Source organism: Actinoallomurus spadix (assembly GCF_024055725.1).
GTDB lineage: Bacteria > Actinomycetota > Actinomycetes > Streptosporangiales > Streptosporangiaceae > Actinoallomurus > Actinoallomurus spadix.
In genome coordinates, this window is record NZ_JAMXMX010000005.1 from 111,093 (window position 1) to 135,826 (window position 24,734).

General features: G+C 72.2%; 25 protein-coding genes. 7 read left to right on the forward strand and 18 right to left on the reverse strand.

All coding sequences use genetic code 11. The annotated features are described in order from the left end of the window. Positions 1-6: 6 nt before the first annotated feature. The 4 genes from NE235_RS08360 to NE235_RS38625 all read right to left on the reverse strand — a co-directional run bounded on the left by NE235_RS08360 (position 7) and on the right by NE235_RS38625 (position 2,979). Positions 7-894: an ABC transporter permease gene (locus NE235_RS08360; protein WP_252800395.1), complete on the reverse strand. Its 888-nt coding sequence runs from the start codon at positions 892-894 to the stop codon at positions 7-9. Continuing rightward, the gene (locus NE235_RS08365) at positions 891-1,730 is read right to left on the reverse strand and encodes an ABC transporter ATP-binding protein (protein ID WP_252800396.1); all 840 of its coding nucleotides are present in this window, start codon (positions 1,728-1,730) and stop codon (positions 891-893) included. The genes NE235_RS08360 and NE235_RS08365 overlap by 4 nt, the downstream gene beginning before the upstream one ends. After that, positions 1,727-2,746, reverse strand: coding sequence for a taurine ABC transporter substrate-binding protein (locus NE235_RS08370; protein ID WP_252800397.1), 1,020 nt, complete (start codon positions 2,744-2,746; stop codon positions 1,727-1,729). The genes NE235_RS08365 and NE235_RS08370 overlap by 4 nt, the downstream gene beginning before the upstream one ends. Positions 2,747-2,901: 155 nt before the next feature. Beyond that, entirely contained in the window at positions 2,902-2,979 is a 78-nt protein-coding gene (locus tag NE235_RS38625; protein WP_360890854.1) for a putative leader peptide, read from the reverse strand. Positions 2,980-3,103: 124 nt separating this feature from the next. Here NE235_RS38625 and NE235_RS08375 point away from each other — a divergent pair, with 124 nt between their 5' ends. After that, entirely contained in the window at positions 3,104-4,423 is a 1,320-nt protein-coding gene (locus NE235_RS08375) for an MFS transporter (RefSeq protein WP_252800398.1), read from the forward strand. Positions 4,424-4,602: 179 nt separating this feature from the next. Continuing rightward, complete coding sequence (glgX, locus tag NE235_RS08380) at positions 4,603-6,750, forward strand: glycogen debranching protein GlgX (RefSeq protein ID WP_252800399.1); 2,148 nt, start codon at positions 4,603-4,605, stop codon at positions 6,748-6,750. Here the strand turns inward: glgX and NE235_RS08385 are convergent. Next, a complete protein-coding gene (locus NE235_RS08385; RefSeq protein WP_252800400.1) occupies positions 6,741-7,157 on the reverse strand; it encodes a hypothetical protein in 417 nt (138 codons plus the stop codon). The genes glgX and NE235_RS08385 overlap by 10 nt on opposite strands. 105 nt (positions 7,158-7,262) lie before the next feature. On the opposite strand from NE235_RS08385, the gene NE235_RS08390 reads away from it, so the two are divergent. Next, the gene (locus NE235_RS08390; RefSeq protein ID WP_252800401.1) at positions 7,263-7,994 is read left to right on the forward strand and encodes a pyrimidine reductase family protein; all 732 of its coding nucleotides are present in this window, start codon (positions 7,263-7,265) and stop codon (positions 7,992-7,994) included. 20 nt (positions 7,995-8,014) lie between these two features. Then, positions 8,015-9,076, forward strand: coding sequence for an ATP-dependent DNA ligase (locus tag NE235_RS08395; protein ID WP_252800402.1), 1,062 nt, complete (start codon positions 8,015-8,017; stop codon positions 9,074-9,076). A gap of 73 nt (positions 9,077-9,149) precedes the next feature. Here NE235_RS08395 and NE235_RS08400 read toward each other — a convergent pair whose 3' ends face one another. Together NE235_RS08400 and NE235_RS08405 are read right to left on the reverse strand one after the other, a co-directional pair. Then, positions 9,150-10,391 carry an RNA polymerase sigma factor gene (locus NE235_RS08400; protein WP_252800403.1) on the reverse strand — a complete coding sequence of 414 codons (1,242 nt, stop codon included), beginning with the start codon at positions 10,389-10,391 and terminating at the stop codon, positions 9,150-9,152. After that, positions 10,388-10,711, reverse strand: a complete 324-nt coding sequence (locus NE235_RS08405; RefSeq protein ID WP_252800404.1) for a YciI family protein — start codon at positions 10,709-10,711, stop codon at positions 10,388-10,390. The genes NE235_RS08400 and NE235_RS08405 overlap by 4 nt, the downstream gene beginning before the upstream one ends. Before the next feature lie 324 nt (positions 10,712-11,035). On the opposite strand from NE235_RS08405, the gene NE235_RS08410 reads away from it, so the two are divergent. Beyond that, a complete protein-coding gene (locus NE235_RS08410; protein ID WP_252800405.1) occupies positions 11,036-12,472 on the forward strand; it encodes an aldehyde dehydrogenase family protein in 1,437 nt (478 codons plus the stop codon). A 17-nt stretch (positions 12,473-12,489) separates the two neighbouring features. On the opposite strand, the gene ligD is transcribed toward NE235_RS08410, so the two are convergent. Then, positions 12,490-13,539: a non-homologous end-joining DNA ligase gene (gene ligD / locus NE235_RS08415; RefSeq protein ID WP_252800406.1), complete on the reverse strand. Its 1,050-nt coding sequence runs from the start codon at positions 13,537-13,539 to the stop codon at positions 12,490-12,492. Between the two features lie 70 nt (positions 13,540-13,609). On the opposite strand from ligD, the gene msrB reads away from it, so the two are divergent. Beyond that, positions 13,610-14,011 (forward strand): peptide-methionine (R)-S-oxide reductase MsrB, encoded by a 402-nt coding sequence (gene msrB / locus NE235_RS08420; protein WP_252800407.1) that lies wholly within the window; start codon positions 13,610-13,612, stop codon positions 14,009-14,011. A gap of 63 nt (positions 14,012-14,074) precedes the next feature. On the opposite strand, the gene NE235_RS08425 is transcribed toward msrB, so the two are convergent. The 7 genes from NE235_RS08425 to NE235_RS08455 form a co-directional block, all read right to left on the reverse strand. Continuing rightward, positions 14,075-14,419, reverse strand: coding sequence for an SH3 domain-containing protein (locus NE235_RS08425; RefSeq protein WP_252800408.1), 345 nt, complete (start codon positions 14,417-14,419; stop codon positions 14,075-14,077). Between the two features lie 215 nt (positions 14,420-14,634). Next, positions 14,635-15,792, reverse strand: a complete 1,158-nt coding sequence (locus NE235_RS08430) for a hypothetical protein (RefSeq protein ID WP_252800409.1) — start codon at positions 15,790-15,792, stop codon at positions 14,635-14,637. Then, positions 15,792-16,187 (reverse strand): RidA family protein, encoded by a 396-nt coding sequence (locus tag NE235_RS08435; protein WP_252800413.1) that lies wholly within the window; start codon positions 16,185-16,187, stop codon positions 15,792-15,794. The genes NE235_RS08430 and NE235_RS08435 overlap by 1 nt, the downstream gene beginning before the upstream one ends. A gap of 45 nt (positions 16,188-16,232) precedes the next feature. After that, positions 16,233-17,444, reverse strand: coding sequence for an alanine racemase (locus tag NE235_RS08440; RefSeq protein ID WP_406567554.1), 1,212 nt, complete (start codon positions 17,442-17,444; stop codon positions 16,233-16,235). 260 nt (positions 17,445-17,704) lie between these two features. Beyond that, positions 17,705-19,252 carry an N-acyl-D-amino-acid deacylase family protein gene (locus NE235_RS08445; RefSeq protein ID WP_252800415.1) on the reverse strand — a complete coding sequence of 516 codons (1,548 nt, stop codon included), beginning with the start codon at positions 19,250-19,252 and terminating at the stop codon, positions 17,705-17,707. A gap of 109 nt (positions 19,253-19,361) precedes the next feature. Continuing rightward, positions 19,362-19,883 carry a hypothetical protein gene (locus tag NE235_RS08450; protein WP_252800417.1) on the reverse strand — a complete coding sequence of 174 codons (522 nt, stop codon included), beginning with the start codon at positions 19,881-19,883 and terminating at the stop codon, positions 19,362-19,364. Positions 19,884-20,247: 364 nt separating this feature from the next. After that, positions 20,248-20,604 (reverse strand): hypothetical protein, encoded by a 357-nt coding sequence (locus NE235_RS08455; protein WP_252800420.1) that lies wholly within the window; start codon positions 20,602-20,604, stop codon positions 20,248-20,250. Between the two features lie 17 nt (positions 20,605-20,621). Between NE235_RS08455 and NE235_RS08460 the strand changes: the two genes are divergently transcribed. Next, positions 20,622-21,044 (forward strand): hypothetical protein, encoded by a 423-nt coding sequence (locus NE235_RS08460; protein WP_252800421.1) that lies wholly within the window; start codon positions 20,622-20,624, stop codon positions 21,042-21,044. 191 nt (positions 21,045-21,235) lie between these two features. Here the strand turns inward: NE235_RS08460 and hemQ are convergent, their stop codons facing one another. The 3 genes from hemQ to hemE are packed head-to-tail and all read right to left on the reverse strand — an operon-like array spanning position 21,236 to position 24,555. Next, positions 21,236-21,877: a hydrogen peroxide-dependent heme synthase gene (gene hemQ / locus NE235_RS08465; protein WP_252800878.1), complete on the reverse strand. Its 642-nt coding sequence runs from the start codon at positions 21,875-21,877 to the stop codon at positions 21,236-21,238. A 59-nt stretch (positions 21,878-21,936) separates the two neighbouring features. Beyond that, complete coding sequence (hemG, locus tag NE235_RS08470; protein WP_252800423.1) at positions 21,937-23,436, reverse strand: protoporphyrinogen oxidase; 1,500 nt, start codon at positions 23,434-23,436, stop codon at positions 21,937-21,939. A 57-nt stretch (positions 23,437-23,493) separates the two neighbouring features. Then, positions 23,494-24,555 carry a uroporphyrinogen decarboxylase gene (gene hemE / locus NE235_RS08475; RefSeq protein ID WP_252800426.1) on the reverse strand — a complete coding sequence of 354 codons (1,062 nt, stop codon included), beginning with the start codon at positions 24,553-24,555 and terminating at the stop codon, positions 23,494-23,496. Between the last annotated feature and the right edge of the window lie 179 nt (positions 24,556-24,734).

Here is a 24,734-nt window from a genome sequence, read left to right on the forward strand (position 1 = left end):
GTGGTGTCACGAGTGACGGGTAGTGGGGTCGGCGGCGCGCAGCAGCAGGCGCAGCAGGCCGTCGAACGCGAAGCCGAGGACGGCGATGACGATGATCCCGCTGAAGATCAACGGGGTTTGGAGGTAGTTGCCGGCCTGCAGGATCAGGAAGCCGACCCCTCCGGTGGCCGCGATCATCTCGGCCGCGATGATGCTGGTCCAGGCGCCGCCCATGGCGATCCGCATGCCGGTGATCACGCCGGGGACGGCGGCGCGGAGCCGTACGTGCACCATCGTGTGGAAATGCGAGGCGCCCAGGCTCCGGCTGGCGTTGACCAGCTCGGCCGGCACGGCGTCGAGGGCGCCCAGGGTCGCGATCGTGATGACCGGGAGCACGCCGAAGAAGAGCAGCGCCACCTTCGACGTCTCGCCGATGCCGAACCAGACCACGAGCAGCGGAATGAACGCGATCGGCGGCAGCGGCCGCATCACCGCGATGAGGGGGTCGGCCAGTTCGCGGACCACGCGGACGCCCGCCATCGCCGCGCCCAGGACGAGGCCCGCGACCGTGCCGAGCCCGAAGCCGGCGAGGATCCGGCCCGTGCTGATCAGGGCGTCCTCCACGAGGGTCTTGCCCTGCGACTCCGGGTAGGGGTGGGTGAGGTAGTGCAGGAGTTCGCGGACCGTCCCGGAGACGGTGGGCAGCGTCACCGGATCGCCGATGACCAGCGCCGCGACCTGCCAGACGCCGAGCGCCAGGAGGATGCCCGCGCCGCCGTACGCCACGCGCCGCCACGAACGCCGCCTCCGCCGCTCCCGCGTCCCGCCGGTCCCGGGCGCCTCCGCCGGGGACTCCAGGCCGCCGGGAGCCTCCAGGGCGGCCGGGCGCGCCGCGCACACGATCGGCTCGCTCATCGTTCCAGCACCTCCCTGATACGCCGTTTGGCCGTGACGAACGCGAGCGTCTCGGTGTCCTCGTACGCCCGGGGGCGCGGCAGCGGGATGTCGACGACCGCCTTCGTCCGGCCGGGCCGCCCGGACAGCACCGCCACCCTGTCCCCGAGCAGGGTCGCCTCCTCGACGTCATGGGTGACGAACACGATCGTCATGTGGTGCCGCTGCCAGAGCTCCAGCAGGAACCGCTGCATCCCGGCACGGGTGATCGCGTCGAGCGCCCCGAACGGCTCGTCCATGAGGAGCACGCTCGGATGGTTGATCAGCACGCGGGCGAACGCCGCGCGGTGGCGCATCCCGCCGGACAGCTCGTGCGGGTAGGCGTCACGGAAGTCCGCCAGCCCGACGGTCTCCAGCAGCGCGTCGGCCTCCTCCTCCGTCTCCCGGGTCAGGGCGCCTCGGGCCTTGGGGCCGTACAGGACGTTCTGGCGCGTGGTGAGCCACGGGAACAGCGTCGGCGTCTGGAACAGCACGCCCCGATCGGGGCCCGGCCCCTTAACCGGCCGGCCGTCCACGAGCACCTCACCGGAGTCGGCGGGGACGAACCCGGCGAGGATGCCCAGGAGGGTGGACTTGCCGCACCCGGAGGGCCCGAGCAGGCAGAGGAACTCCCCCGCCTCGATGTCCAGGCTCACACCCTCCAGCGCGGAGGTCCGCCTGCGCCGCCCTCGGAAGGTCTTGCCGACGTCCCGGAGCCGTACGGCGGACGGCCGTTCGGTTATCCGGGGCTCCTCGACGACCGTGTTCGCCGGCGCGCCTTCCGGTGCCGCCGTACGGGACGCTCCGGGCCCGCTCACGAGCAGCCTCCGGCCTGCGCCTTGTCCCAGAAGCGCGGGTCGATGTGCGCGGCGATCCGAGCGGCGGGCGGAACGCTCTTCGCCCGGCCCTGCGACACGAGGAACTCGGCGGTGCGCTGGAAGTTCGCCGCGAGCCGGCCGGAGGAAGCCGTTCCGTCCTCGCCCTTGAGCCAGCCGGTCTCCTCGGCCGCCGGGATGTAGGGGTAGCTCTTCGTGGCCTCGACGGCGTCGTCCGGGCGCACGCCGAGGAACCGGGCGGCCGGGCGGACGTACCTGGCGGCCTGGTCGCCGTGGACGAGCGTCTGGGCCTGGGAGATCTGGCAGACCAGCCGCTGGACCACGTCGGGGTTCTTCGCGGCGTACGGCCGGCTGACGGCGAGCAGGTTGACCGCGGCGTACCCGAGCTTCGCGATGTCCGCGGCCGTGGTGAGCACCCGGCCGCCGTGCTTCTTCAGCTCCAGCAGGAACGCCTGGCTGATGTAGACCGCGTCGATCTTGTGGGACTTCCAGGCGGCCGCCTCGGCGGCCTCACTGGCGAAGCTGGCGATCTGCACCTTGCCGGCGAGGCCCTGGCTCTTCAGCCAGCCGCGGAGCTGGAAGTCGAGGGTGGAGCCGACGAGGACGCCGACCTTCCTCAGGTCGGCGCTGGACTTGATCGCGTCGCTGACGACCAGCCCGGACTCGTCGATGCTCTCGGCGAAGACCACCTCCACGTCCGTGCCGGAGGAGAAGGCGCCGACGAACGGCGGGTTGCCGACGCCGGAGACCACCGGGAAGGCGCCGGCGCGCAGCTGGGCCATGCCGGCCACCCCGCTGTCGATCGGGCGGAGCTCGATCTTCGCCTTGACGCGGGACGACAGGCCGGGGTCGGCGGCCACGACGGCCTCAGGGCCGGCGACGGCCCCCTGGAAGTATCCGATCTTCAGGGTCGGCGTGTCGGACGATCGCGCCTGCGCGGCGCAGCCGGTGCCGGCCAGGGTCAGGGCCAGGACGGCCGAGAGAGATCTTCTGGGCATGAGGGGAATGCGCTCCTGTACGGGGCGGCGCCGCCTTCGGGCACGGCGCACTCGCCGGACGGGTGCCGTGGGGCACCGTCACGGGCGAACGGGCACGGGGAGGAGAGGACGCGACCCGGCGGTGGGGTCACGGGAGAGGGAGAACGGCGAGGTCGTCAGCCGCGACAGCGGGCTGCGGCGACACGGACCAGGTCGACGTGCCGCCGGCGGGTGAGAGCGGGCCGGACGCGCATGGAATCGATGGAAACACGACGAACCAGGGCTAGTCAATATTTCCTACTAGGAAACCATGGAATTGACCGTCCCAACTCTGGGTAAAGATCGGCCGGGAGCGACGGACCGGACCAAGGACGACACATGGGCGTACCCCTCCTCGGCGACATCCGTGACCAGGCCGGCGGCCTCGATCGAGACCAGCGCAACGCCTTCCTCGCCGCGTTCCTCGGCTGGACGATGGACGCGTTCGACTACTTCCTCCTCGTCTTCGTGATCACCGAGGTGGCCAAGGACTTCGGCACCTCGGCCGAGAAGGTCACCGTCGCGACCACGCTGACGCTGATCGCCCGGCCGCTCGGGGCGTACCTGTTCGGCCTGTGGGCGGACAAGGCCGGCCGGCGGATCCCGCTCATGGCGGACGTGCTGTTCTACTCCGTCATCGAGATGATCTCCGGCTTCTCGACCTCGCTGACCATGCTGCTCGTGCTGCGGTTCCTCTACGGCATCGGCATGGGCGGCGAGTGGGGCCTGGGCGTGTCCCTGGCCATGGAGAAGATCCCGCCGGCCAAGCGCGGGTTCTACTCCGGACTGCTCCAGGTCGGGTACCCGGCGGGCTACCTGGTGGCCGCGCTCGCGTACTTCGTCATCACCCCGATCTTCGGCTGGCGCGGCCTGTTCGTCTTCGGGGCGGTGCCCGCGCTCCTCGCGCTGTACGTGCGGTACCGCGTGGGCGAGTCGGAGGTCTGGGAGCGCACGAACGCGCGGCTGCGGATGACGCGCACGCCGCTACGCGAGGTCTTCTTCCACCGGAAGGTCCTGGTCCGGTTCTTCTACCTCGTGCTGCTCATGACCGCGTTCAACTTCATGAGCCACGGCACGCAGGACGTATACCCGACTTTCGTGAAGAAGGGCCTGGGGCACTCTCCCCACTTCGCGGTCGGCATCGCGGTGATCTACAACGTCGGCGCCATCCTCGGCGGTGTCGTGGCCGGTACGCTCTCACAGCGCTTCGGCCGTCGGCGGGCCATCGTAGGCTCGGCGCTGCTGGCCCTGCTCGTGGTGCCGCTGTTCGCCTACTCCAAGAGCACGGCCATGCTCGCGATCAGCGCGTTCCTCATGCAGCTCTTCGTCCAGGGTGCCTGGGGCGTCATCCCGGCGCATCTGACGGAGATGTCGCCCGATGCCATCCGCGGCTTCTATCCGGGCGTGACCTACCAACTCGGCAATCTGCTCGCCGCGATCAACCTGCCCTTGCAGGAGCGCCTCGCGGACGCGCACGGGTATTCGTTCGCCTTCGCGGTCGTGGTGGCGCCGACGCTCCTCGCCGTGATCCTGCTGACCGCGTTCGGCCGTGAGGCGCACGGCGTGGAGTTCGGTGGCGCTCCGGCCCTGCCGCCGGACCGGGCGGAGGCCGACCGGGTGACCGGGCCGGAGACGCACCCTGGCACGGGCCTTTCCTGACCTCACGTAGAGTGCATCCCTGGCGGATCCGGATAAATGCCCTGGTCAGCCGCGCGACCGGCCCCGGGCCGCGCGGCCCGGGGCGCGGATTCCCGGACGTGCCCGGCCATGCCATTCGCGTCTCGGCCCCGGTACGGCGACAATTCGATGAGGCATGTCCGTGGACACCGAGGAGAGCGATGCAGGAGGTCTGGCCCGGCACCCCCTACCCCCTGGGTGCCACCTGGGACGGGACCGGCACGAACTTCGCGCTGTTCTCGGAGGTGGCGCGGCGGGTCGAGCTCTGCCTGTTCGACGAGGACGGCATCGAGAGCCGCCATGTCCTGCCCGAGGTGGACGGCTTCGTCTGGCACGGCTACCTCCCCGGCGTCGGCCCCGGTCAGCGGTACGGCTACCGGGTCCACGGGCCGTACGATCCGGCGCGGGGCCACCGGTGCAATCCCGCCAAGCTCCTGCTGGACCCGTACGGCAAGGCCGTCGACGGCGACGTGCGCTGGCACGAGTCCCTCTTCTCGTACCGGTTCGCGGCGCCGGCGGAGCTCAACACCGAGGACAGCGCGCCGTACATGCCGAAGAACGTCGTGATCAATCCGTTCTTCGAGTGGGGTGACGACCGCCCGCCGCGGACGCCGTACCACGAGACGGTGATCTACGAGGCGCACGTCAAGGGCCTCACCCGGCTCCACCCGGCCATCCCGGAGGGCCTGCGCGGCACCTACGCCGCGCTCGCCCACCCCGCGATGATCGACCATCTTCTCCAGCTCGGCGTCACGGCGATCGAGCTGATGCCGGTGCACCAGTTCGTCTCCGAGCACGCCCTGGTGGCGCGCGGGCTGACCAACTACTGGGGCTACAACACCATCGGGTTCCTCGCGCCGCACAACGCCTACTCCTCCACCGGGCAGCTCGGCGAGCAGGTCCTGGAGTTCAAGGCCATGGTGCGGGCGCTGCACCAGGCGGGCATCGAGGTGATCCTCGACGTCGTCTACAACCACACCGCCGAAGGCGACCACCTGGGGCCGACGCTCAGCTTCCGCGGGATCGACAACGCCGCCTACTACCGGCTCCGGGACAACGACAAGCGGTACAACCTCGACTACACCGGCTGCGGCAACAGCCTCAACGCCCGGCACCCGCACGCGCTCCAGCTGATCATGGACTCGCTGCGGTACTGGATCACCGAGATGCACGTGGACGGGTTCCGGTTCGACCTCGCCTCGGCCCTGGCCCGGGAGTTCCACGACGTCGACCGGCTGTCGGCGTTCTTCGACCTGGTGCAGCAGGACCCCATCGTGTCGCAGGTCAAGCTGATCGCCGAGCCCTGGGACGTCGGCGAGGGCGGCTACCAGGTCGGCAACTTCCCGCCGCTGTGGACCGAGTGGAACGGCAAGTACCGCGACTCTGTCCGTGACTTCTGGCGGGGTGAGCCCGTGCTGCAGGAGTTCGCCTCCCGCCTCACCGGCTCCAGCGACCTGTACGCCGACGACGGCCGCCGCCCGCTGGCCTCGATCAACTTCGTCACCTGTCACGACGGGTTCTCCCTGCACGACCTCGTCGCCTACGACCGCAAGCACAACGAGGCGAACGGCGAGGACAACCGCGACGGCACCGACGACAACCGCTCGTGGAACCACGGCGCGGAGGGCGAGACGGACGACCCGGCGATCCGGTCGCTGCGCGCCCGCCAGCAGCGCAACCTCCTCGCCACACTGCTCCTGTCGCAGGGCGTGCCGATGCTGTCGCACGGCGACGAGCTGAACCGCACGCAGGACGGCAACAACAACGCCTACTGCCAGGACGGTGAGATCGCCTGGGTGTCCTGGGACGGCGACGCGGACCTGGCCGGCTTCATCCGCACGGTGTCGGAGCTGCGCCGGGAGCACCCGGTCTTCCGGCGGCGGCGTTTCTTCCAGGGGCGCACGCACGGCGGCGAGCTGGACGGCCAGCGCGACATCTGCTGGCTCACCCCCTCGGGAACGGAGATGACCGAGGCGGACTGGAACATCGGCTACGCCAAGGCCGTCGCGGTGTACCTCAACGGCGACGCGATCACCGAGCCGGACCCGCGGGGACGGCGGGTCCGCGACGATTCCTTCCTGCTGCTGTTCAACGCGCACTCCGACGGCATCGTCTTCCACATCCCGGACGAGCGCTTCGGCGAGCGCTGGGAGATCGTCCTCGACACGGCGACGCCGAGACCGGCCGACCGCGAGCCGGTCAAGGCCAACGACGAGCTGGCGGTCGCCGACCGCGCCCTCGTCCTGCTGCGCCGCGTCCTCCCCGCCTGGTCAGGACCGGCCAGGGCCGTCGACGACGGTCAGGGCTGACCCCGGCCGACCCTGATCGCGGTGAGCAGCACCAGCACGAACGTCAGGATGGCGACCGTGCCGTGGGCGAGCACGCCGATCAGGGGAAAGTGCTGCTCGGCGCCGCGCGCGTGCTTGCCGCCACGGCCGGTCAGCCAGCGCGTCAGCAGGGTGAAGCCCAGGAGCGCCACGACCGCCAGCAGGGCGAACGACTCCCACGCGTACGCGACGCGCGCCGTCTGCAGGAACCTCACCCAGGCGCCCAGGGACACCACGGCGAGCGCGGGATGGCCGAGGACCACCACCAGCGGGAATCGGGTGACCTTCGTGCCCTGGCGCCGCAGACCGCCGTTGGCCAGCCAGACGATCAGCAGGTAGGCGCCCGCGACCGCGGCCAGGATCCACATCACTAGCGCGGCGATGCCCAAACTCGTCCCCCTTTTGACCCGGCTCTTCCTCAAGTGTCACCCGGACAACGCTGCGACAAGAGCGCGATAACGTCACGAACCGAACGCTGTGCCACCCTGGGTGTCATGCGACGACTCGAACCCGCCGGCCTCGCGGACCTCGCCGAGGCGTACGCCTATCCGGACACCGCCCCCTGGCTCCGGGGCAACATGGTCGCCAGCGCCGACGGCGCCGCGACGTTCGAGGGCAAGGCCGGAGGTCTGGGGAACGAGGCCGACCGGCGCCTGCTGTCCCTGCTGCGCGGGCTGGCCGACGTCGTCGTGGTCGGCGCGGCGACGGTCCGCGTCGAGGGGTACGGCCCGGTCCGCCCTGGCGAGTGGTGGGGCGACATCCGTACGGGACGGGCGCCGGCGCCGCCGCTGGCCATCGTGTCGCGCTCCCTGGACCTCGACCTGGACGCGCCCGTCTTCACCGAGGCGGCGAGCCGCACGATCATCATCACCTGCGCCGCGGCCGGGGAGGACCGCCGCAGGGGCTGTGCGAAGCACGCCGACGTGATCGTCGCCGGGGAGGACGCGGTCGACGTGGCCGCGGCCCTCGACGCGCTGGCCGAGCGCGGACTCACCCGTCAGCTCACCGAGGGCGGCCCGCGGCTGCTCGCCCAGTTCGTCGCGGCGGAGCGGCTCGACGAGCTGTGCCTCACCGTCAGCCCGCAGATCACGGCGGGCGACGCGGCACGGATCATCGACGGCCCGGGATCCGCGTCGACCCGGCTGCGTCTCGGGCACGTCCTGGAGGAGGAGGACTTCCTGTTCCTCCGGTACACGCGCCGCGTGGACGACGGAGGAGCGTCGTAGGCGTGTTCTAGTGTGAGGTCATGGACCTGCCCGTGAGCCCGCCCGTGGCGCCGATGCTGGCCAAGGCCGTCAAGGAGCTGCCCCGGGGTGACGTCCTGTACGAGCCGAAGTGGGACGGGTTCCGGGCGATCGTGTTCCGGGACGGCGACGAGGTGGCGATCTACGGGCGCAACGGCAAGCCGCTGGACCGCTACTTCCCCGAGCTCGTCGCGGGCTTCCGCCGTGAGCTGCCCGAGCGGTCCGTCCTCGATGGGGAGATCGTCGTCCGGAGCGGCCACGTCCTCGACTTCGAGGCGCTGCAGCAGCGCATCCACCCCGCCGCCTCCCGGATCAAACTGCTCTCCGAGGAGACGCCGGCGGGGTTCGTCGCCTTCGACGTGCTCGCGCTCGGCGCCGAGTCGCTGCTGGAGACCCCGTTCGGCGACCGGCACGCCCGGCTCGCCGAGGCGCTCGCCGGCGCCAAGCCGCCCGTCCATCTCACGCCCGCCACCGACTCCTACGACGTCGCCCTGCGCTGGTTCGACGAGTTCGAGGGTGCCGGGCTGGACGGCGTGGTCGTCAAGCCCCTGGACGGTGTGTACGAACCGGACCGGCGGGTGATGTTCAAGGTCAAGCACGAGCGCACCGCCGACTGCGTCGTGGGCGGGTTCCGCTGGCACAAGTCCGGGCCGGTCGTCGGCTCGCTGCTGCTCGGCCTGTACGACGGTGACCGGCTCCAGCACGTCGGGGTCTCGGCGTCCTTCCCGATGAAGCGCCGCGAGGAGCTGGTCGCGGAGCTGGAGCCCTATCGGGTCACGGACCTCGCCGGGCACCCGTGGGCCGGGTGGGCGGAGCAGACCGACGCCACCGTCGACCGGATGCCCGGGGCGGTCAGCCGGTGGACCGGCAAGAAGGACCTGTCGTGGGTGCCGCTGCGCCCGGAGCTGGTGTGCGAGGTCGCCTACGACCACATGGAGGGCCGCCGGTTCCGGCACACCGCCCGGTTCCGGCGCTGGCGGCCGGACCGCACGCCGGAGTCATGCGGGTACGACCAGCTCGAGGTGCCCGTCGCGTACGACCTGGACGACATCCTCGGCGACTGACCCTCCCGGCCCGCACCCGCCGCTTCGCCGGCGCACCGCCCCGGGCCCCGCGGGACGGGTGACGCCCAGGGCGCTACCCCAGTTGGTCGCGGCGGCGGGTCAGGTAGGCGGTCTCGGCGGTGTTGCCGGCCAGGTCGATGGCCTTGTCGTAGGCCGCGCGGGACTCATGCCCGCGGCCCAGCCGGCGCAGCAGGTCGGCGCGGGTGGCGTGGTAGGCGTGATAGCCGGCCAGCTCGTCCTCGAGGCGGTCGACGGCCGCCATTGCGACCTGCGGGCCGTCGAGTTCGGCGACCGCGATGGCCCGGTTGAGGGCGATGATCGGCGAGGGGTCGAGGCGGACGAGCCGATCGTAGAGGGCGAGGATCTGCGACCAGTCGGTGTCGCGCATGTCGCGGGCGGAGGTGTGCACGGCGTTGATCGCGGCGAGGATCTGGTAGCGGCCCGGAGCCGCCCCGGCGGCGGCAGCGGCGAGGCGCTCGCGCACCAGCCGGTGGCCTTCGGCGATCAGGCCGGTGTCCCAGGCCCCCCGGTCCTGCTCGGCGAGGGCGACCAGTTCGCCGCCGGCCGAGACCCGCGCGGGGCGGCGGGCCTCGGTGAGCAACATCAGCGCCAGCAGCCCGGCCACCTCGCCGTCGTCCGGCAGGAGGGCACGGATCAGGCGGGTGAGCCGGATCGCCTCGGCGGGCAGGTCGCGTCGTACCGGGTCGGTGCCGGGGCCGGTCGCGAGGTAACCCTCGTTGAACACCAGGTACAGGACGGCGAGCACGCCGGAGACGCGCGCCGGCAGATCCTCGGCGGACGGCACGCGGTAGGGGACGCGCGCCGCCTTGATCTTGGCCTTCGCGCGGGTGATCCGCCGTTCCATGGCGGTCTCCCGCGCCAGGAAGGCGCGGGCGATCTCGGGCACGGTCAGACCGCCGACCATGCGCAGCGTCAGCGCCACCCGGGTCTCCATCGCCAGCGCCGGGTGGCAGCAGGTGAAGATCAGCCGGAGCCGGTCGTCGTCAATGGCGCCGACAGGCTCCGGCGGATCGTCGTCGAACACGATCTGAGCCTCCCTGTGCTTACCGTCGCGCTTGCTCTCACGCCGGATCCGGTCGATGGCCTTGCGGTTCGCGGTGGTGGTCAGCCAGGCACCGGGGTTGGGCGGCACGCCGTCGGCCGGCCACCGCTCGACGGCGGTCGCGAACGCCTCGGCGGCCGCCTCCTCGGCGAGGTCGAGGTCACCGAAACGCCTGGTCAGGGAGGCGACCACCCGGGCCCACTCCTCGTGGTGGGCCCGGGTGACCGCCTCGCGGACGTCGGCGGCGTTCACAGGAACGGCCGCACCTCGATCTTCCGATCGCAGATCTTCGACGCCTCGGCGGCGAGCTTGAGCGCCACATCGAGATCGGGGGCCTCCCACACCCAGACGCCGGCGAGGTACTCCTTCGACTCCACGAAGGGCCCGTCGCTGAACACCACCTGCTCGCCCCGGTTGTCGACGACCGTGGCCGCGTCGGTGTCCGCGAGCCCCCCCGCGAAGACCCAGTGGCCCTCGGCGATGAGTCGTTCGTTGAACGCGCTGATGGCGGGCTGCCTGTCCGTGCTGCCGGGATTGCTCTTGTCATCGATCACAGAGACCAGGTACCGCATCTGAACATCCTCTCCTGTGGCGCCGAGACGGCGTCGTACTCCGGTCGGGGATCTCACGCCGTCGGCGCGTACCGCGGGCGCCCGGCCGGCCGGTGGACCTGGATCGTCATCAGCTTCATGATGGCGGTTCCCTCGCCTCGGCGCCGCCCCTCGTGGGCGGCCTCACCCCTGCTACGAACACCACCGCCCCGATCCGACACCGTCTCCCCGGATTTCTTCAGAAGAACGCGCGGCTCTTCTCCCGGCATACCAACCAAGCGTACGCTTTGGCAAAATGCCGAGTGGCGCGGACGGATTCGGCCGCGCCCGGGAGAAGGGGTCGCGATGCGGGAGTTCTCCAACCTGATCGGCGGCGAGCCGCGCCCCGCCGACCGCACGCTCGACTCCGTCGATCCCTCGACCGGGAGGGCCTGGGCGAGGATCCCGCGCAGCACGGCCGGCGACGCGGACGCGGCCGTCACGGCGGCCCGCACGGCGTTCCCCGCCTGGTCCGCGATGCCGGCGGCCGGGCGGGCGCACCTGCTCCGCGAGGTGGCCGGGGTCTTCGCCGCCAACGCGCGGGAACTGGCCGAGCTGGAGACCCGCGACAACGGCCGCATCATCACCGAGACCGCCCGGCGCGACCTACCCGGCATGACCTACCTCTGGCAACTGGCCGCCGCCGAGTGCGGCGCCGCCGTCGAGGGCAGAACCGTCATCCTCGGACCCGGCAGCCTGGGATTCACCCGGCGCGTCCCGTACGGGGTGGTGGTCGGGATCATCCCCTGGAACTCCCCGATCTCCACGTTCTCGGCGAAGGCGGCGTTCGCGCTGGCCGCCGGTAACACCGTCGTCATCAAGCCCGCCGAACAGGCGGCCGCGTCGACGCTGCGGCTCGGCGAGCTGCTGCGCGAGGTCCTGCCGCCCGGGGTGCTCAACATCGTCTCCGGCCTCGGCGAGGAGGCTGGGGACGCCCTCGTCCGCCACCCCGGCGTGAACCGGATCAGCCTCACCGGCTCCACCGAGACGGCGCGGATCATCACCCGGGCCAGCACCGACGCCCTCAAACCCCTCGCCTTCGAGCTCGGCGGCAAGTCGCCCAACATCGTCTTCGCGGACGCCGACCTGGACCGTGCCGCCCTCGGCGTGTCGACGCAGAGCGTCTTCACCGCGAACGCGGGCCAGGTGTGCGTGGCGGGCTCGCGCATCCTCATCCAGCGGCCGGTCTTCGCCGAGATGATCGACCGGATCACGGCGATCACCCGGGGCATCCGGCTCGGCGACCCGCTGTCGGAGGAGACGACGATGGGGCCGATCGTCTCGGCCGAGCAGTTCCAGCGGGTCACCGGCTACCTGGAGATCGCCGCGAAGGAGGGTGCGGAGCTGGTCTTCGGTGGGCGCTCCGGAGGCGAGATCGTGGACGAGGCGTACGCGGGCGGCTACTGGGTCGAGCCGACGCTGTTCACGACCGAGGACAACGCGCTGCGCGTCTGCCAGGAGGAGATCTTCGGCCCGGTCGCCGTGGCGCTGCCCTTCGACACCGACGAGGAGGCGATCGCGATCGCCAACGACTCGGCGTACGGCCTGGCGGCGGGCGTGTGGACGCGGGACCTCGGCCGCGCACACCGCATGTGCCGGGACGTCGAGGCCGGCACCGTCTGGGTGAACACCTACCGGAAGATGCCTCCGGGCCTGCCGTTCGAGGGCCTCAAGGACAGCGGCTACGGCCACGACTCGGTGCTCGCGAACACCCGCGAGAAATCCTGTCTGATCGAGACCTGAGCCGCCCGATCAGGGGCTCAGTCGCGGCGGGCCTTGCTCGGCTGGACGCGCTTGGGCTCACCCGCCATCTTCGGATAGTTCGGCGGATAGGGCATGTCGCCCAGCCCATGCTCCCGCTCGTCCCGGTCGGCCCACTCCAGCAGCGTCTCCAGGGAGAACGCCCGCTCGTCGATCGCGGCGTGCGGGTCGCCGACCTTGGCGAAGCGCTCCGGCATCGTGGCGATCGTGAAGTCCTCCGGATCGGCGTCGCGCAGCTCCTCCCAGGTCAGCGGCGCCGACACCGGGGCGTACGGCTTCGGGCGGACGCTGTAGGCGGACGCGATCGTCCGATCACGGGCGTTCTGGTTGAAGTCTACGAAGACCTTCTCACCGCGCTCCTCCTTCCACCAGTTGGTGGTGACCAGGCCGGGCATCCGGCGCTCGATCTCCCGTCCGAACGCCAGCGCGCCGCGGCGCACCTCCGTGAAGGTCCAGCGCGGCTCGATCCGCACGTAGATGTGGACGCCGCGCCCACCGGAGGTCTTGGGGAAGCCGGTGCAGCCGAGCTCGTCGAGGATCTCGCGGACCCCCTCCAGGGCAACCTTCCTGGCCTCGGCGAAGCCGGTGCCGGGCTGGGGGTCGAGGTCGATGCGCAGCTCGTCGGGATGGTCGACGTCCGCGCAGCGCACCGGCCACGGGTGGAAGGTGACGGTGCCGAGGTTGGCGCACCAGGCCACGGCCGCGAGCTCGGTGGGGCAGATCTCGTCGGCGTGGCGCCCGCTGGGGAACGCGATCCGGGCCGTCTCGAGCCAGTCGGGCGCGTTCTTCGGCACACGCTTCTGGTAGAACGCGTCGCCCCGGTTGTCGGCGCGCGTCGCCATCTTCGCGCCCTCGAACACCCCGCCCGGCCAGCGCTCCAGCGTCGTCGGGCGGCGACGCAGCGCGCGCAGGATGCCGTCACCGACGGCCAGGTAGTAGTTCACCAGGTCCAGCTTGGTCTCCCCCCGCGCCGGGAAGTAGACCTTGTCCGGATTGGTGATCTTGACGACGCGATCTCCGACCTGGATCTCCACGTAAGGCGATGCCATAACCGCACGGTACAACCGCCCGGCGACAGATCGCCGGAATGGCGACCGCCCCGCCCGGGTTATGCGGGACATGACAGTCATTCGCAAGAGCGAGGAAGAGTGGAAGGTTCAGCTCTCGCCGGAGGAGTTCCACGTCCTGCGTGAGGCGGGCACGGAGCCGCCGTGGTCCGGGGAGTACGTCTCGACCAAGACCGAAGGCGTCTACCGCTGCCGGGCCTGCGGCGCGGAGCTGTTCCGCTCGGACACCAAGTTCGACTCGCACTGCGGCTGGCCCAGCTTCTACCAGCCGACCGAGTCGGACGCGGTGACGCTGCTGCGCGACACGTCGCACGGCATGATCCGCGTCGAGGTCCGCTGCGCCCGGTGCGACTCGCACCTGGGCCACGTCTTCGAGGGCGAGGGCTACCCCACCCCGACCGACCAGCGGTACTGCATCAACAGTGTCTCGCTGAATCTCGAACCGGCCGAATAGGCCCCTCGGACGGAATAGAAATTGCGCCGGCACGTGGCCGCGCCGGCGCATTTTCGACGACTGTCAGTGGCGCTTCACTTCGATCGTTTCAAGGTTCTTCGCCGGCACCCATCCGGTCTTGCCGTTGCCCGCCCTGACCTCGAGGTAGCCGCGGGAGGACCGGCCGGTGCCGGTGGTCGCGGCACCGGCGGCGAGGTGGCCGACGACCCGCGATTTCGCGTTCGCCGCCGCCCGAACGGTGAGCTCATGGCCCTTTCTGACGCCGACGACCCGGTAGGCGTGGGCGCTCAGGACGTGCGCGGCGGCGGGCCGTACGGCGGCCTCCGCCGTCGCCCCCATGGCCAGGATGCCACCCGCGCCGATGGTCACGGCGGTGACGACGGCGACGGCCCGATTGCGCAGATTCATTTGCACTCCCTCGTGTTCGCAGGTCTTTCAGATGCCGACCAAATTAACCGGCCCGCCTGGAGAAACAATGAAGCACGACGAGGAACCGCATGAAATGAATTTCAGAGCGGAATGAAGCGCATTAAGGCCGCATGAGGACCACGGCACGCGTCCCCTCATCACGACGCGTTCCCTGAGTGCGGCGCGCCGCCCGGCGAGGGTGGCGCGCCGCCCGCTCAGCGCAGGACCGACAGCCGGTCGAGGACGCCGAACGGCTGCAGCCCGTAGGCGTAGAAGTCCACCGCGTCGGCCGTCGCCGCGACCGCGCCGGTCTTGGCCGCCAGCTCGGCCGCCGAGGCGGTGTCCGGCGGGCCCGGGCGCAGCAGAGCCCGCAGCTCGCGGCCCGGACCGAGGGCGGCGCGGTACGCCTCCAGGTCGGCCGTCACCCGCTCGGTGTCCCGCGCGTACGCGGTGACGGCGTAGCCGCCGGTGACCCGCGCGACCGCGGCCGGGTCGATCCCGATCCGCCACGCGTCGGACGCCGCGGGCCCGCCCGCCGGGCGGCCGTCCGCGTACCCCTTCACCGCGCCGGTGAGGTCGAGGAAGATCAGGCGGGAGCCCTCCGCGGCGACGGCCTCGGCCACCTCGGCGGCGAGCGAGGTGACCGTCGCCCGGCGGGCCATCGCGAACTCCGTGATCACCTCCGGCGGGCCGGCCTCCGCCTGCCGGGCGCCACCGCCCTCGAAGGCCTCCTCCACCAGGCGCGCGGCCTCCGCCCGTGCCGCCTCCGCCCCCGGGACGCGTCGGCAGTGCGGACAGAAGCACAGGCCCAGGGCGTACTCGGCGACCGGCCCGAGCTCCACGAAGGAGCGTTCGTGGTGGTACCCGTGACCGAAGAACCCGAAGTGCAGCGACTCGGCGACGACGCCGTCGACGCCGTACCGGGCCATGGAGCGGGCCAGGGCCACGGCGTACGCGCGGACGTCCGGGTCGGACGGGCACAGGTCCGCCGGGGCCGCACGGTCACCGAAGCAGTTCTCCTGCGTCACGTCGGGGTGTGCCAGGCCGATCGTGGTGTTGTGCAGGAAGACCCCCCACGCGTACAGGGACGCGCCGCGCGAGCGGGTCAGGTCCCGCAGCGAGCGGAGCGGGTCCTCCTCCGCGCCCGCCCGCACGGGCGGCACCAGCCGCCCGAACAGGTCGCCGGGCGGGAAGTGCACGCCGTCGTGGCGGAAGGTCACCCGGGACGCCCCGTGCGGGGTGACGTCACGGGCCCGGTGGTAGGCCGCCGCGACGGTCAGCCCGGTGCAGCCGTAGCCGAGAACCCGGTCGAGGACCGGCGCGGCGCCCTCGCCGCGCACGTCCTCGACGAAGGTGTAGACGGTGGAGTCCATCAGCCCTTGTACGCCACGAAGTCGATCTCGACCAGGATGTTCATCAGATCCGAGCCGACCGTCGTACGCACCGGGTACGGCTCGCTGAAGTGCTCCCGGTAGACCTCGTCGTACGCGGCGAAGTCGCGGTGCAGCTCCTGCAGGTGCACGGTCGACTTGACGACGTCGTCGAAGGTCAGGCCCTCGGCGGCGAGGACGGCGGCCAGGTTCTTCAGGACCTGCCGGGTCTGGGTGGCCACGTCGTCGCCGACGACCTGGCCGGTCTCCGGGTCGATCGGGCCCATCCCCGCGGTGAAGAGGAGGTCACCGGCGACGATCCCATGCGAGTACGTCCCGCCCGGTGCGGGGACGTTCTCCGGCTGGACGCGCTTCTTGGAAGGAATGGTCTTCTCCAATCGATGGTCGGGCGTACCACTCGCCGGCGGCGCGCCTGCGGGGTCTCAGAAGTAGGTGCGGATCAGGTCGACGACCGTGCGATTCTCGTCGATCACCGGGATGACCTGCCACTTGTCGAAAGCCGTGCAGGGGTGGGAGATGCCGAAGCAGACCAGGTCGCCGGGGGTGAGCCGGACGTCGCCGGTCAGGTAGGCGTGGTGGTCGTTCATCCGCTCGACGACGAGACCGTCGGCGGGCTCCTCGCCGCCGTCGCGACGGCGGATCAGGCGCGGCACCGGCAGCCCCTCGTCGTACGGCGCCTCGCGCTTGCCCATGCCGACGAGGGCCAGCCCGTCCTCCGGCGTGGAGGTGACCTGCGCCCAGACCTCCAGCGCCGCGTCGAGCGAGCCCTCGATCCGGGTGTAGGGCGTCTTGACGCGGTAGACGCCGTCGTCGTGGCTGACGTACGCGCCGCTGCGCAGGATCGCGCGCAGCCGGTGGCCGGGCAGCCAGTCGCCGCCGAGCCGGTCGGCGACGACGTCGAAGTAGGCGCTGCCGCCGGCGGTGACGATCACGGTCTCGGGCAGCAGCCCGGCCTGGGACAGCTCCAGCGTCGCCGCGCGCACGTCGTTCAGGTACGCGGTGACGGCGGGCACGCTCGCCAGGCCGCCCTCGTAGGCCGCCACGCCCGCGAGCTCGATGTTCGGGGCGGCGGCGACGGCGCGGGCGACCTCGGCCAGCTCGGCGGCGGTGCGGCAGCCCGTGCGCCCGCCGGCGTGCCCGAGCTCGGCCAGGACCCGGAAGGACCCGGGCACCGACGCGATCGTCTCCACTCCGGCGACCGAGTCGAAGTAGCACAGGAACTCCAGGCCGCGGTCGGCCTCCTCGCCGATCCAGCGCAGCGCGACCGGGTCGAGCAGCTCGTTGGCCAGCAGGATCCGGGGCACGCCGAACGTCCGGTAGGCCAGCACCTGGTTGGCGGTGGCGGCGGTGATCCCCCACGCTCCGGCGTCGAACTGCGCTTGGAACAGCGAGGGTGCCATCGTGGTCTTGCCGTGCGGCGCGAACTCCAGCCCGTGCTCGGCGCAGAACGCCGCGAGCCGGGCGATGTTGTGCTCGATCGCCGAGCGCCGGGCCACCATGACCGGCCAGGTGAAGGCCCCGCCGAACAGGTGGTGCCGGGCGGCGGCGAAGTCCTCGGCCGCTTCGGCCGGTCCCGGGTGCCACAGGCCCTTGGTCAGCGCGCCGATCCGCGCGGGCGGGGCGGTGAGGCGCACGCCGGCGCCCTCTCCCCGGCCGGCGGTCACCTCGCCGATGCCGTCCGCCCGGCCGGTGGTCGCCTCACCGGTGCCGTCCGCCTGGTCGGTGGCCGCCTCGCCGATGCCGCGTTCGCTCACTGGACGTTCCCCTCTGCAGCGCCGTGTCGCGTGGTTCCGAGGTTCCGTGATATCTCGCCTGCCGTGCGGAGCGCCACCGGCCCCATCTCGCGGACCCGCACCGGTGTCCGCTACGAGAGTGCGGCGGAGGCACGGTGCGGTCAGCCGGGGGTGAGGGCACGACCGGGCAGCGCGCCGGTCAGGGCGCCCCCGGCCAGGACGGGCACTCCGGCCACGAGGACGTGATCGACGCCGTCGGCGGGCGTTCGCGGGGATTCGTAGGTCGAGCGGTCGGTGACCGTACGGGGGTTCAGGACGACGAGGTCGGCCGCGAAGCCGCGGCGGACCAGGCCCCGGTCGAGCAGGCGGAACCGGCGCGCGGCGTGCGCGGACATGTGCACGGCCGCCTGCTCCCAGGTCCAGTCGCCGAGCTCGCGGACGTGCCGGGCCAGGAGCCGGGCGAACGCGCCCCAGCCGCGCGGGTGCGGGTGGCCGCCCTGGTAGATGGCGTCCGACCCGGTGGTCTGCGCGGAGTGGCGCAGCAGGGCCCGTACCGACTCCTCGGTGTTGGTCGGCGGCTGCCCGAAGACGCACCCGGCCTCCAGACGGGTCGCCACGAGCAGGTCGCAGCAGAACTCGCCCGGGGAGCGGCCGGCCCGCTCCGCCGCCTCGAGCAGCGTCAGGCCCTCGGTCCAGCGCAGGTCGTCGGCCGGCACGTGCGACAGCGTGATGCGCGGCCACAGGTCGGCGGTCCACTCCCCTTCCAGCCGCCGGCGTACGGCGGGGTCGGCCAGCGCCTCCAGGGTCGCGTCCAGGTCGGCGACGGGCAGCCAGCCGGGCAGGGTGACCAGCGTGAGGGTGCTGGATCCGCGCAGGTAGGGGTAGTTGTCGAAGGTCAGGTCGACGCCCTCGGCCCGCGCGTCGTCCACCAACGCGATCAGGTGCTCGCGGGGGCCGTGGTAGTGGGAGACGTGCGGGGCTACCCCACTGGACGCCGCGATCCGGAGCACCTCGGCCATCCCGTCGCCGGCCTTGGCCTCGTACCCCCGCATGTGCGTCACGTAGGGCAGGCCGGCGGCGGCGACCGGCCGGCAGAGCGCGGCCAGTTCGCCGGCCTCGGCGTACGCGCCGGGGAAGTACTCCAGGCCGGTGGACAGGCCCGCCGCGCCCTCCTCCAGGCCGCGTTCGACGTCGCGGAGCATGGCGGCCAGCTCCCCTGCGTCGGGCGCGCGGCGGGCGGCGCCGAGCGCGTTGCGCCGGATCGTCCCGTGCGGGAGCAGGTAGACCGTGTGGAGGGGAAGGCGCCGGTCATAGCCGGCGAGCAGCGCAGCGACCGTCACCGGGCCGCCGTCGAGGCCGGGGTGCCGGCCGTTGACCGGCGCGAAGTACCGCGAGACGTACGCCAGCGTCGCCGCGCTCGCCGGGGCGAAGGAGACGCCGTCCTGGCCGAGCACGAAGGTGGTGACGCCCTGGCGCAGGGCGGCGAGCTGAACCTCGGGGGCGAAGACGGCCGCGTCGCCGTGGACGTGGGTGTCGATGAAGCCCGGCATGACGTACCGGCCGGTCGCGTCGATCTCCGTCGCGCCGCGCGCCCCGGGCAGCGGGCCGACCTCGGTGATCCGGTCACCGGAGATCGCGACGTCGGCGCGGTAGGCGGGGGCACCCGTCCCATCGACCACCCATCCCCCACGGACAAGCACATCGGCCACGTCTCACTCCTCGCGTGTCAGAGCATCGACGTTAGGAGTCCGGGAGCCGAGCACGCCAGATCCGCACGCGGATTTCCGCGCTGCGGGTCACCGCGCCGGGCCACGGTTCCTACGGCACCCGGCCCAGGCGGCAGTCGTCCTTGAGGTCCATCTTGTTGGCGAGGACGGGATATCCGTCGCGTTCGCGCGCGTGCACGAAGACCACCGGCGACCGGCCCCGGACCTCGAGGTACGCCGCGCCCGTCCGGCACAGGGCCAGGGCGTCCGGCGAGTTCGCGTCGGCGGCGGGCAGGTCGGTGTAGACGCGCAGGATCGGCGCGGTCCAGATCACGTCGCGCACATGCCCGGCGGCCCGGGGATCCGCGCTCCGGTAGTACACCACCGCGGCCGTGTCCCGGGCGTCGTCACGCCACGCCGGCGCGGTCGGGGTCGTGCTCGGCGCCGCGACCGGGGTCGGGCGTTCCACGTCGACCACCGGACGGCCCGGCCGCCGGTGCGGGGCGGACGGGGTCAACGCGACGGCCACCAGCACGAGTCCGGCCACCCCGCCGAGGAGCAGGCACGCCGGGCGTACGACTGAGGCCGGCAGCAGCCGGGCGACCATGCCGGGCACGCCGTCGCGCGGCCGCACATGTCGCCCCCTCCGGCGCCCTGATCGAGTCACGCGTGGAATACTCCGCCGCCGCACACCGACCGACCCGCCCAATGGCCGTTTCCTCGACCACCCTTGACCCTCCGATGAAGCCACTGGTACCCGGCGATGGCCTAGCGCCGCGGGATCCGCCGGACATGGCCGGTCATGCGCTCACCCGTCGGCGAGGCGCCGGATGGTGGCGCTCAGCGTGCACGAGCGCCGCGTCGGCGCGTTCCCCTGGGTGACGGTCCGGGCGGGCGGCGCCGGCCTGCGGGTGATCCACCAGCGGTCCGCAGATCACGGAGCCCCCGTCGTCGTGCTGCTGCACGGCTGGCCGGACTCGGTCAGGACCGGATCACGATCAGCCGTCCGTGTCCTTGGGATGTCGCGGGGAAGCGTAGGTGAGATACGCGGTCCGCTTGGTTCGATCGACGAGGTAGCGTACGCGGCCGCCGGCGGTCACCTCGTACTCCCACTGTGGATACTCGACACCGCCCAGGGTGGCGGTCGCGAGGCGGCCGCGCAGCCGGTGTTGACGATCGGGATCGCGCATGGAGATCGGATCGCTGCGCAGCGCCTCATGACACCGCCGGGTGTTACCTGCGGCCTCATTGCAGAGCTCCGCCCAGCCTTTGGCCGCGTCGGTCGTGGCGAAGCGCAGCCGCCACTCGTCGCCGACCGGTGGCGACGGGACGTCGTCGCCCCGTTTCGGGCTCATGGAGCGGGCACCTCTCCGTGATCCTCATCGGGAAGAGGGGCGGCCAGCCGGGCCGCCAGTTCCGGATCGGCCAGGATGCGAGCGGTAGCCCGCCACTCGACGATGACGCGATGGACGTTGGAATGCACGTCCAGCTCGGCCGCGTCACGGACGGCGTCCACGAGCTCTACCACGAACTCGCGAACCTCTGCCGCCGAGAGGTGACGGACCCAGGGAAACACCTGCGGAAGGGCGAGGAGGACGGCACGAGCGCCCTCATCGCTGCTGATGAGTGCGGTGAACAGCCGCGTGGTGACGTCTGCGGTCTCTTCGCGCTGCCGGTCGTGCCCTTCGGTGGTGAGGTACAGGTCCTCGCCATCCCGTCGAGTGACATGGACGCGCTGAGCACGTTCGACGGTCTCGGCGACCCGCTTGGAGTTCTTCGACAGCTCGGAGAATGAAACGACAGGAGTGGACACGCCTTCACGGTAGTTCGGAACATGTTCCGAAGTCAATCGGAGTTGTGCCGTCGCGGCGGGCGAGGTCGAGTTGGGTGAGCCGGACGCCCTGGCGCGCCTGTGCCGAGGATCATCGTCGTTGGTGGAGCGACGAAAATCCTCGGCACTGATGAAGTGGCCGGTGTCGTGGCGGGTCAGGGCAGGGCGGCGATGAGCTCGGAGACCGGCTTGCGAGCGCCGGTGTAGAAGGGGATCTCCTCGCGGACGTGGCGGCGGGCCGTCGCGCCGCGCAGGTGGCGCATCAGGTCGACGATGCGGTGCAGCTCATCCGCCTCGAAGGCCAGGATCCACTCGTAGTCGTTCAGCGAGAACGACGCGACCGTGTTGGCCCGCACGTCGGGGTAGCCACGCGCCATCATCCCGTGCTCGGCGAGCATCGCGCGGCGCTCCTCGTCGGGCAGGAGGTACCACTCGTAGGACCGGACGAACGGGTAGACGGAGAGGTACGCGCGAGGCTCCTCGTCGGCGAGGAACGCCGGGATGTGACTCTTGTTGAACTCCGCCGGGCGGTGCAGGGCCATCACCGACCACACCGGCTCGGAGGCGCGGCCGAGCGCCGTCCGGCGGAAGCGGTGGTAGATCTCCTGCAGGTCGTCGGAGCTCGGCGCGTGCCACCAGAACATGTAGTCGGCGTCGGCGCGCAGCCCGCCCACGTCGTACAGCCCGCGGGTCGTGACGTCCTTGGCCGCCGCCTGCTCGAGCAGTTCCTCGACCTCGCGGGCGACCGCGGCGCGGTCGGCCTCGGCGAGGTCACGGGCCCGGAACACCGACCACATGGTGTACCGGATGACCTGGTTGAGCTCCCGTGCCTTCGGTCGGCCCGTCTCTGCGGCACTCACGGTCGCACTCCTCTTCGCTGTCCGGGGGAACGCCTGGGGGTCGCGGGCCGGTCGCCGACCGGCTCGGCTCCCCGGTCCGATTGTCCCCGACCGTTCAGATGGTCGAGCACCCGGGCCGCCGCGACCCGGCCGGACACGACGCAGGCCGGTACGCCGACGCCGTCGTAGGCCGCGCCGCAGACCGCCACACCGGGCAGTCCGGCGACCGCGGCGCGGATCCGCGCGACCCGTTCGAGGTGTCCGACGGTGTACTGCGGCAGCCCGCCGCCCCACCGGGTGACGCGCGTGTCGATGGGCAGTTCGGTGACGTCGCCGGTGCGGGCCAGCTCCGTCATGGCCGCGGCCACCAGCTCCTCGTCGGAGCGCTGGAGCGCCTGCTCGTCGCCGTACCGGCCGATGGAGCAGCGGGCGACGACCAGGTCGGGCGAGCCCCCGGTGAGGTGCGGCCACTTGGTGGTGCTGAACGTGACGGCCTTGACGTCCCGGGTCTCGACGGCGGGCACGAGGTAGCCGCTGCGGCGCGGCCGCTCGGGGAAGGCCGTGCCGGAGTAGGCGAGCGTGATGACCGCCATGCTCGCGTACTCGACGCGGTCGAGCTCGGCGGCCGCGGCCGGAGAGGCGTCCTTCAGGAGACGGCCGGCGGGGCGGGCGGGCACCGCGAGGACGACGGCGTCGACGTCGAGGGACTCCGGCGCGCGGGCGGGCCCGATCGTCAGCCGCCAGCCGCCGGGCGTACGGGTGAGCTCGCGGACCATCGCCTCGGTGCGCACGACGGCCCCGAGGCCGGCGAGCTTCGCGGCCAGCGCGCCCGGCAGCGAACCCATGCCGTCGACGAGCGTCGTGAAGACCGGACCGGGGTTCGCGGGCGCCGCCGCGACGACGGTGCGCGCGGCGTTGATCAGGGACCGGCGGCTCCGGGACGCGGTGGCCAGCCCGCCCATCGTCGCCTCGAACGACAGCTCCTCGACGCGCCCCGCGTAGACCCCGCCGAGCAGCGGCTCCACGAGGCGGTCGACCACCTCGCGGCCGACGCGCGCGCCGACGTAGTCGGCCACCGACACGTCCTCGCCGCGCGGGGTCTCTGGGCGGACCAGGTCGAGCGGCACCCGGGCCAGCCCGGCGGGCGAGAGGATCTGGGAGCGGGCGAGGGCGGTCAGGTCGGCGGGCACGCCCATCACCTGGCCGGCGGGCATCGGATGCAGGGCGCCACGGCTCCAGATCGCCGAGGACGTCGTGCCGGGGAAGGCGAGCCGGTCGCCGAGGCCGAGCTCGCGGACGAGGTCCAGGCCCTCGGGGCGCCGGGCGAGCATCGCCTCGGCGCCCTCGTCGACGGCGACGCCGGCGATCTCGCTCACCCGCAGCTTGCCCCCGACGTCCGGCGACCCCTCCAGGAGGGTGACATGGGCGCCCTGCTTCGCCAGCTCGTACGCGGCGGTCAGCCCGGCGACGCCGCCGCCGACGACGGCGACGTGGCCGCGATGCGACTCATCGGTCATGGTCCCCACGATGGCAGACGTCCAGGACGACCGGCGTTCAGGGTCGCGTGTCGGCGGTCAGCGCGCCGACTCCTCGTGGACGAACTCGACGAGCCGGGTGAGCGTGTCGGGGTCGGCCGCGGGCGGCACGCCGTGGCCGAGGTTGAAGACGTGGCCTTCGGCGGTACGGCCGCGGGCGAGCACGTCGCGGGTGCGCTTCTCGATGACGTCCCAGGGGGCGAACAGGATCGCCGGGTCCAGGTTGCCCTGCAGCGCCTTGCCGGGCCCGACGCGCAGGACCGCCTCGTCGAGGGGCACCCGCCAGTCGACGCCGACGACGTCGGCGCCGGCCTCGCCCATCAGGCCGAGGAGCTCGCCCGTGCCGACGCCGAAGTGGATGCGCGGCACGTCGTACGGCTCCAGCGCCTCGAAGATCTTGCGGCTGTACGGCAGCACCGACGTCCGGTAGTCCTCCGGGCCGACGGCGCCGGCCCACGAGTCGAACAGCTGGATCGCGCGCGCCCCGGCCTCGATCTGGACCTTCAGGAAGGTCGCGGCGATGTCGGCGAGCCGGTCGAGCAGCCGGGCCCACAGCTCAGGCTCGCCGTACATCATCGCCTTGGTCCGGTCGTGGGTCTTGGACGGACCGCCCTCGATGAGGTACGACGCGAGCGTGAACGGGGCGCCGGCGAACCCGATGAGCGGGGTGGCGCCGAGCTCGCCGGTGAGCGCGCCGACCGCCTCGACGACGAAGGGGACGTCGCCGGGCTCGAGCGGGCGCAGCCGGTCGACGGCGGCGGCGTCGCGGATCGGGTCGGCGATGACCGGGCCGACACCGGGCTTGAGGTCGAGGTCGACGCCGATCGCCTTGAGCGGCACGACGATGTCGCTGAAGAAGATGGCCGCGTCGACGGCGTAGCGCCGGACGGGCTGCATCGTGATCTCGACGATGAGGTCGGGCCGGGCGCACGCCTCGAGCATGGGGATGCCCGCGCGCGCCTCGCGGTACTCCGGCAGGGCGCGGCCCGCCTGGCGCATGAACCACACGGGCGTGTACGGCACCGGCCTGCGGCGGCAGGCGAGAAGGAAGGCGCTCTCCTCGCCCGGCCCCGAGGCGGCCGTGGCGCTGGCTTGCGGCATGGAAGTGCTCTCCTGTCCGGCTCTCCGCGGAACGTCATGGGCTTGCGGCACGCTCTGGATGGTCCCACGGCCCGGCGGCCCCGCGGGCACCGGCCCGCGGGGCCACCGCTGGAACGGTCCCAAGGCCGGTCCGCGGTCCCGTACGATGTGATCCCGGAACGGACGGCGGAACATCGCCG